The 1,733-nt window shown below is 63.4% G+C and carries 1 protein-coding gene and 3 pseudogenes; 2 read left to right on the top strand and 2 right to left on the bottom strand.

Annotated elements, in window-relative coordinates; all coding sequences use genetic code 11:
- Positions 1–100 precede the first annotated feature (100 nt).
- Positions 101–342 (bottom strand): annotated as a pseudogene (locus tag NKI08_RS34370) (nucleotidyl transferase AbiEii/AbiGii toxin family protein); the annotation flags it as partial.
- Positions 339–1,004, bottom strand: coding sequence for a DUF6088 family protein (locus tag NKI08_RS34365; protein ID WP_352775928.1), 666 nt, complete (start codon positions 1,002–1,004; stop codon positions 339–341). The pseudogene NKI08_RS34370 and the gene NKI08_RS34365, both read right to left, overlap by 4 nt.
- A gap of 200 nt (positions 1,005–1,204) precedes the next feature.
- On the opposite strand from NKI08_RS34365, the pseudogene NKI08_RS34360 reads away from it, so the two are divergent.
- Positions 1,205–1,633 (top strand): annotated as a pseudogene (locus NKI08_RS34360) (ImuA family protein); the annotation flags it as partial.
- Positions 1,626–1,733 (top strand): annotated as a pseudogene (gene ligD / locus NKI08_RS34355) (non-homologous end-joining DNA ligase LigD); the annotation flags it as partial. The pseudogenes NKI08_RS34360 and ligD, both read left to right, overlap by 8 nt.

The following is a 1,733-nucleotide window of genomic DNA, read 5'->3' as shown; positions in this document are numbered from 1 at the left end:
CCACGAAAGGGACGGCATTGCAGCCGTCGGTCGAAAATCAGCAAAGCTAGGAGAGGTTCTAACTATGTCATACTACCCTCCCGCGCCGTCACGGCGCACCGATATCTTCGGAAAAACGCTGGATGAGGCCATAGCCTTTTGACAGCGACGTCCCGCCCTTGAAAAGCAGCCGTGGCTCCCCCGCAGGCCGTTCGTGGTAGAGCGAATTGAGGGTCCAGCAGACCCAGAAATCCTTTTCGACATTGCCCACCGGAGCTCCGATCCGATTGGCGGTGGCGAGGAACAGGTCGAGCCGGTCACGTGGGGATGCCGCGTGATCTGGCGGTAAGCATCGGTAGTCATGGCTTCGCCTCGTGCGGGTCCGCCCTCAGGATTTCGCGGAGGAATTCCTGCATCCAGATCGGCACGGCGGAGAGACCGGCGCGCAGATCCTCGCGAATGGCCTCGCCGTGCCTGGGGTCGGCAAGCAGGCGGCGCAACGTCGCCTGGACACGCTTCCGTTCGCCCTTCTGGGTCAGCATGTCCTGCATCCAATGCAAGGCCTGGACGACCCGCATCCCCGGCCGATCCGCCCAATAGAGGCGGCTAGGGGCAGCGTATTTGAAGTGGATTTCCTGCGTGCCGAGCTTGATTGGCTTCAACCGCGCATCGACCAGCACTTCTATCCGGGCGGGGACGGCGGTCGTCAGGCCGAGGTCGTTGGCGGCCGTCATTCCATCGATGACGGCGCGCGCCCGATCGCGGCGCGTGACGGCGCGGATCACAGCGCGATAATCCGGCACGGTGGCGCGGCCAGTCAGGTTGTTCGTGCGCGGCCGGTCATAGAGGCCTCGGTCGATCCGGCGCAGCTCCCCGGCGGCTGCCAGGCGCTGCAGGGTTTTGTCGACGGCGGCGCGTGCGCCGAGATCGGCGAAGTCGCCGGGGGCCCAGACCTCGTCGGGTTTGGACTCAATGCGGGCAAGCAGGCGCGAGCGAAGATCGGCATCGGGCTTAACTTTGGGCATGTCCGAAATATGCTACAAGTTTCGGACAAAGGCAAGAGATCAGTCCGAAATATGCTACAATTTTCGGACACTGCGTGGCGCCCAAAAATGGAACTCGCATGGCCGCGCTCTGGACCGCCAAGGTTTCGAATGCCTCTTCCGCAGGGGCACGACGTCATCCCGGTTGACTCTTAGTCGAGACGAGAACAAATGTAGAACCTATCACGGGCTTTCCCGTTTCCATTTCCGAGCTTCGAGAACGCATCGCGCGTCTCAAAGGCGGAAGCGCGCGCCCGCACGGTTTTGACGTTTGGAGTGGCCGCCATCGACAGGGCGCTGCCGGGAGGCGGACTGGCCTTTGGCGGTCTGCACGAGGTGGCGGGCGGAGGGAATGGCGCCGTCGACAGCGCGGCCGCGGCACTGTTTGCTGCCGGCCGTGCCGCGCGCACGGTTGGCAAGGTGCTGTGGTGCGTTACCCGGCCCAATCTGTTCGCACCGGCAATCGAAAGGCCGGCCTGCCTCCGGGAAGGGTGATCTATGTCGAAGCCGGCGACGAAAAATCCGTTCTCGCCTGTTTCGAAGAGAGTCTTCGCGGAGGTTTTGGCGCTGTCGTTGCCGAGATAGCCCGGCTTTCGAGGACGGCCTCACGAGGGGGTCGAGTGGGATGAAGTGATCGAGACCGCGCTAACGCTCCGCGACATCATGGAAGCGGAAGGTCTGCAGAGCTGGCCGAAGGTGACGGGCGGCAAG

The sequence above is a fragment of the Mesorhizobium sp. M0768 genome, from assembly GCF_040320195.1.
Lineage (GTDB): Bacteria > Pseudomonadota > Alphaproteobacteria > Rhizobiales > Rhizobiaceae > Mesorhizobium.
Note: the sequence above shows the minus strand (reverse complement) of the source record. Positions and strands in the feature narration are given on the sequence as shown.